The following is a 5,890-nucleotide window of genomic DNA, read 5'->3' as shown; positions in this document are numbered from 1 at the left end:
GGCTCGGCGAGCGCGGCGGGGGCGGGCACTGGCACGGGCGCCGCAACGGGTTCCACGGCCGGCAGGGTCTTTTCCTCCACGGCGGCCTCGGCCGCGCGCACCTCCTGCTTGCGGCGCGACCAGCGTCCGAGGAAACCCTCAGACATCGCCCGCGCCTCGCCCGCGCTTCTTCTCGGTCGTCACGCTCGCGGCGTTGCCGAAGCGGTCGACCAGCGAGCGGAAGCTCTCGGGCCGCCGGCGGCGCTTGGGCTCGACCACGTAGTGTTCGTCGACGAAGGCGCGCACCCAGTCGACCACCTCCGCGGGCGCCGGCACCTGCTCGACGGTTTCCTGCGCATCGAGCCAGCGCCCGGCCTCGTAGTAGCTGAGCGTGACCACGACCGGCCGCGGAATGGGTTCCGTGGAAAGCGTCGGTTCCTCGTCCATGCGCCACAGCACGAACCAGCACGGGGTCGGCGTGATTGCGTTGAGGTGGTAGCCCTCGGCCTCGTCGCGGTACAGCTCGACCTGGAAGCCGGGGTGCAGCCAGTGCTGCTCGCCGTCGTCGTCGCGCAGGAGGCGCGGTTCGGTGCCGAAACCGGGCTCGTCGGGCAGCACGCTGTCGAGCGTCCAGCGCCAGGGCTGCCAGTGGCTCGAGGGGCCGTGCAGGCGCTCGCGGCGCATGACCACCGCGACGTCGAGCGTCGGGCGGCCCGTGGGCGCGGTCGCGGGAGTGTCCGAAGAAGGCATGAACGAACCATAGCCGATGGCGCGCCCGTTCGCGAGCAGTACCCCTTCGAGCTCCGCTCGCAGCGGTGGCGTAGGATTCCGCATGGCCCCACGTGAAGACGACGCAGAAGACGAGACACCGCTGGCTTTCGATGCGGTCCCGCTGCCCCGGCGCGCCGGCGCGCCGCGCCTGAACCCGGCGCGCGGCCCGCTGCTGCGCCGCATCGAGATCGTCGACCAGCACGGCGAGCGCCGCGACATCGATATCCCGGCGGAGCGGCCGTTGACCGTCTTCGTCGACAAGCGCGAACTCGTGACGCTGATGACCCTGGGCGCCGCGCCCGAGCTGCTGGTGCTGGGCTACCTGCTGAACCAGGACCTGGTGCGGCGCGCCGACGAGGTCGAGAGCATCGACGTCGACTGGAGCGTGGAGGCGGCCGCCGTGAAGACCCACCGCGGCATCGCGAACCTCGCCGAAAAAACCGCGCACCGGGTCGTGACCACGGGCTGCGGACAAGGCACCGTCTTCGGCGATGCCATGGCGCAGATCGGCGCCGTGCGGCTGCCGGCGGCGCAGTCGGCGCGCATCGCGCAGGGCACGCTGGCGCGCATCCTCGAACAGATGAAATCACGCAACAGCGTGCACCGGCATGCCGGGTCGGTGCACGGGTGCGCGCTGTTCCGTGGCACCGAGATGCTGGTGTTCGCGGAAGACGTCGGACGGCACAACGCCATCGACACCATCGCCGGCTGGATGGCGGCGCATGGCGTCGACGGCGGCGACAAGGTCTTCTACACCACGGGCCGCCTGACGAGCGAGATGGTGATGAAGTCGGCCCACATGGGCGTGCCGATCGTCGTCTCGCGCAACGGCGTCACCGCGATGGGGCACGAGCTGGCCACCCAGCTCGGCATGACCTTGTTCGGCCGCGCGGCCAACCGCCACTTCCTGTGCTACTGCGGGTTCGAGCGCTTCGACGCCGAGCCGCTGGCGCAGGCGCTCACCGCCGACTGAGCAGGCCTGCGCGGCTTACCCGCGCGCCACGTCGATCACCGCCTTCGCGAACGCCTCGGGCGCCTCCTGCGGCAGGTTGTGGCCGATGCCGCCGCTGACCAGCCGGTGCTCGTAGCGCCCCGAGAATTTCTTCGCATACGCGCCGGGTTCCGGGTGCGGCGCCCCGTTGGCGTCGCCTTCGAGCGTGATGGTCGGCACGCCGATCACCGGCGCCTGGGCCAGCCGGTTCTCCAGCGCCTGGTACTTCGCCTCGCCCTCGGCCAGGCCGAGGCGCCAGCGGTAGTTGTGCACCGTGATCGCCACATGGTCGGGGTTCTCGAAGGCGACGGCGCTGCGCTCGAAGGTGGCGGCATCGAAGTTCCACTTCGGCGAGGCGAGCTGCCAGATGAGCCTGGCGAAGTCATGGCGGTTCTTCTCGTAGCCCGCGCGGCCGCGCTCGGTCGCGAAGTAGTACTGGTACCACCACTGCAGCTCGGCCTGCGGCGGCAGCGGCGCCTTGCCGGCCTCCTGGCTGCCGATGAGGTAGCCGCTGACCGACACCAGCGCCTTCACGCGCTCCGGCCACAGCGCGGCCATGATGCACGCGGTGCGTGCGCCCCAGTCGCAGCCGGCCACCGTGGCGACGGGGATCTTCAGCGCATCCATCAGCGCCACGATGTCGACGGCCACCGCCGACTGCTGCCCGTTGCGCGGCGTGTCGGCCGACAGGAAGCGGGTGGTGCCGTAGCCGCGCAGGTACGGCACGATCACGCGAAAGCCCGCGGCGGCCAGCTGCGGTGCGACGTCGACGAACATGTGGATGTCGTAGGGCCAGCCGTGCAGAAGGATCACCGGCGCGCCGTCGGCCGGGCCGGCCTCGTAGTAGCCGATGCGCAGGCTGCCGGCGTCGATGCTTTTGAGGGGTTCGAGGCGCCGGGTGCTGCCTGTGGCGGCGGATTGGGCGAAGGCGGGAACGATCGATGTCAGCTGCGTGGCGGCGAGGCCGAGCGCGGCCTTGCCGAGGAAGGCGCGGCGGGGCAGCGAGGGGGAGGCAGTCATGGAAATCTCCTGGGATTCGAAGGGGGACGGCGCGATTGTTCGGGGGGAAACCCAGCTGCTGATCGGCTTGTGTATGCCTCTGTATCCGCGCCGGTTCCGGCCATACTAAATTTCAATCGCAGGCGTGCGAAGCCGCCTCAACGAAACGTGGTGTGTCGATGTCGAGCCGGGATACACAGGCATACGCAATGCCCGTTGCGTGGTGAGAAGGCGGCCAACAATCCGCCCGTCATCCACTCATCGACCGAAGGAAATCCCCATGACGCGCCCTCGCGGATTCAAGAAACTCTGGTTCGCGCTGCTGTTCTTCGCGGGCGGGCTGGCGCACGAGCTGCGCCACCCGACCCAGTGCCAGAGCGTGGCGTCGGTCAGTCTCTCGCTTCGACCGCCGAAGCGAGCACGTAGCCTTCGCTGCGCACGGTCTTGATGTAGCGCGGCTCGCGCGCGTCGTCGCGCAGGCGCTGGCGCAGCCGGCTCACGAGCAGGTCGATGGAGCGCTCGAAGAGCTCGGCCTCGCGGCCCTGCGTCAGGCTCAGCAGCTGGTCGCGGCTGAGCACCTTCTGCGGGTGGTCCAGGAACACGCGCAGCAGCCGGTACTCGGCGCCGCTGAGCGCCACCATCACGCCGGCGTCGTCGATCAGGTGGCGCGCCACCGTGTCGACCTGCCATTCGCCGAACCCCAGCTTCTGCGAGGGTTCGACGGTGCCCATGTTGGGCGGCAGCATGCGCGTGCGCCGCATCACGGCGCGGATGCGCGCCAGCAGCTCGCGCGCGGAAAAGGGCTTGGCCAGGTAGTCGTCGGCGCCCATCTCCAGGCCCAGGATGCGGTCGGCTTCCTCGCTGCGCGCGGTCAGCATGAGGATGGGCGTGGCCTTGTACTTGCCGGTGCGCAGGTCGCGGCACAGCGTGAGCCCGTCTTCGCCGGGCAGCATCAGGTCCAGGATGATCAGGTCGAAGGGCCCCGACGCCTCGAGCGCGGCGCGCATGTGGCGCCCCGTGGGCACCGCGACCACGCGCAGGCCGTTCTTCACCAGGTAGGTGGTGAGCAGTTCGCGGATGTCCCGGTCGTCGTCGACGATGAGGATGTGGTCGGAGGTCTTGGGCGTCATGGCAGGGGAGGCGGTGGCGGCACGGCGCCGCAGCCGCAATGTAGCGTTCCGGCGGCGCGCGGGCCACGGCCGTGGAAACGTAGTGTGTGGATGTGCGGGCCAGATACACAGGCATACAGAAGGCGATCCGGCAGGGGGCGGGCGGCCCAACAATCCGTGCGTTTTCCAACCACCCTGCACTCAAGGAACCTTCATGACCCGCATCGACAAAGTCCTCTACACCGGCAAGACCCACACCTCCTCGGGAGGCCGCGACGGCGAGGCGCGCAGCTCCGATGGCCGCCTGGACATCAAGCTCTCGTCGCCCGGCAGCGCCGGCACCGGCACCAACCCCGAGCAGCTGTTCGCGGCCGGCTGGTCGGCCTGCTTCATCGGCGCGATGGGCAAGGCGGCCGGCAAGATGAAGGTCGCGCTGCCGCCCGACCTGGCCGTCGATGCCGAGGTCGATCTGGGCACCGCCGGCGGCGAATACTTTTTGCAGGCGCGCCTGAACGTGAGCCTGCCGGGCCTGGACCGCGAGGTGGCGCAGGCCCTCACCGAGGCCGCGCACCAGACCTGCCCCTATTCCAAGGCGACCCGAGGCAACATCGACGTTGCCATCCACCTGGTGTGAGCCCGCTGCGCTGATGACGCATCGCCACGCCGCCTGACTGAAGAAGCTGTCCATGTCCACTTCCGCGAATCCCGTTGCGAATCCGAGCGGTACGGCGCCGCGCTGGCGCCGGCTGCTGCCCGGCTCGCTGTTCTCCCGCGTGATGCTGATCATCGTGGTGGGCCTGGCGATCGCGCAGCTGCTCACCTTCGCGGCGATCCGCTACGAGCGGAACATGGCGCTTCGCGAGCTGATGATGATCGGCATCGAGCGCGACATCGCGAGCTCGGTCGCCATCCTCGACCGGCTCCCCGCGGCGGAGCGCGCCGGCTGGCTCGACCGGCTGGAACGGCGCAACTACCGCTTCGTGCTGGGCGGCAGTGCGCAGGGTAGCGCGCCCGGCTCGGAGGCTTCGCAGCAGTTTGCCGCGGCCATCGTCGAGGCGATGCGCCCGTTCCCGGTCGTCAAGGTCGGCGAGGTGGCCTGGCCGCCCGAGGGCCTGCAGATCGAGGTGCGGCTGGGCGACGGCTCGTCCGTGGTCGTGCACGCCATGCGCGTGGGCATGCCGGTGTCGGGCTGGGTGATGTGGCTGCTGGCGGGCCAGTTGCTGGTGCTGGCCGTGTGCGCCTGGGTCGCGGTGCGGCTGGTGACGCGGCCGCTCGCGCAGCTGTCCGCGGCGGCCGACCAGCTCGGGCCTGATCTGAAGGGCCGCACGCTGGCGGAAGAGGGCCCCACCGAAGTGGCGCACGCGGCGCGCGCCTTCAACGCGATGCAGCAGCGCATCGCGGGCTACATGGCGGAGCGCGTCGAGATCCTGGCGGCCATCTCGCACGACCTGCAGACGCCCATCACGCGGATGCGCCTGCGCACCGACCTGATGGACGACACGCACGACCGCGAGAAATTCCGCCAGGACCTGGACGCCATGAACGCGCTGGTGCGCGAAGGCGTGACCTATGCGCGCACGCTGCACGGCGCCACCGAGCCGCCGCTGCGCATCGACGCCGACGCGCTGTTCGAGAGCATGGTGGCCGACTACGAAGACGTGGGCCAGCGGGTGCGGCTCGACGGCCGGGCCGGCGCGCCGATCGTGAGCCGCCCCAACGCGCTGCGCCGCATCCTGATGAACCTGATCGACAACGCGCTCAAGTTCGGCTCCGACGTGACGCTGCGCGTGCAGGCTGAAGGCGAAGGCGGCCGCCTCGTGGTGAGCGTGCTCGACAACGGCCCGGGCATTCCCCCCGAGGAACTCGACGCGGTGCTCAAGCCCTTCTACCGCGTCGAAAGCTCGCGCAACCGCAGCACCGGCGGCACCGGCCTGGGCCTGGCCATCGCGCACCAGCTGGCCATGGCGATGGGCGCCGAGCTCACGCTGCACAACCGCCCTGAAGGCGGGCTCGAGGCGCGGCTGGCGTTGGCCGCCGCGCC

The 5,890-nt window shown here is 70.3% G+C and carries 6 protein-coding genes; 3 read left to right on the top strand and 3 right to left on the bottom strand.

What is annotated here, in order from left to right; genetic code table 11:
* Nucleotides 1-138 precede the first annotated feature (138 nt).
* On the bottom strand, nucleotides 139-729 hold the full coding sequence (locus tag AC07Y4_RS32515) for a DUF3305 domain-containing protein (RefSeq protein WP_159275132.1): 591 nt from the start codon (nucleotides 727-729) through the stop codon (nucleotides 139-141).
* Between the two features lie 82 nt (nucleotides 730-811).
* On the opposite strand from AC07Y4_RS32515, the gene AC07Y4_RS32510 reads away from it, so the two are divergent.
* On the top strand, nucleotides 812-1,723 hold the full coding sequence (locus tag AC07Y4_RS32510) for a formate dehydrogenase accessory sulfurtransferase FdhD (protein ID WP_495275668.1): 912 nt from the start codon (nucleotides 812-814) through the stop codon (nucleotides 1,721-1,723).
* Between the two features lie 15 nt (nucleotides 1,724-1,738).
* Here AC07Y4_RS32510 and AC07Y4_RS32505 read toward each other — a convergent pair whose 3' ends face one another.
* Both AC07Y4_RS32505 and AC07Y4_RS32500 read right to left on the bottom strand, forming a co-directional pair.
* Nucleotides 1,739-2,761 carry an alpha/beta fold hydrolase gene (locus AC07Y4_RS32505; protein WP_487850026.1) on the bottom strand — a complete coding sequence of 341 codons (1,023 nt, stop codon included), beginning with the start codon at nucleotides 2,759-2,761 and terminating at the stop codon, nucleotides 1,739-1,741.
* 368 nt (nucleotides 2,762-3,129) lie between these two features.
* Nucleotides 3,130-3,870: a response regulator gene (locus AC07Y4_RS32500; RefSeq protein ID WP_062470956.1), complete on the bottom strand. Its 741-nt coding sequence runs from the start codon at nucleotides 3,868-3,870 to the stop codon at nucleotides 3,130-3,132.
* A 193-nt stretch (nucleotides 3,871-4,063) separates the two neighbouring features.
* On the opposite strand from AC07Y4_RS32500, the gene AC07Y4_RS32495 reads away from it, so the two are divergent.
* Together AC07Y4_RS32495 and AC07Y4_RS32490 are read left to right on the top strand one after the other, a co-directional pair.
* A complete protein-coding gene (locus tag AC07Y4_RS32495; RefSeq protein ID WP_062470958.1) occupies nucleotides 4,064-4,483 on the top strand; it encodes an organic hydroperoxide resistance protein in 420 nt (139 codons plus the stop codon).
* 52 nt (nucleotides 4,484-4,535) lie between these two features.
* A partial coding sequence (locus AC07Y4_RS32490; RefSeq protein ID WP_495275667.1) for an ATP-binding protein occupies nucleotides 4,536-5,890 on the top strand: 1,355 nt, incomplete at its 3' end.

The sequence above is a fragment of the Variovorax sp. GW460-12-1-14-LB1 genome (assembly GCF_059423605.1).
This window is presented reverse-complemented; position numbering and strand designations above follow the sequence as displayed.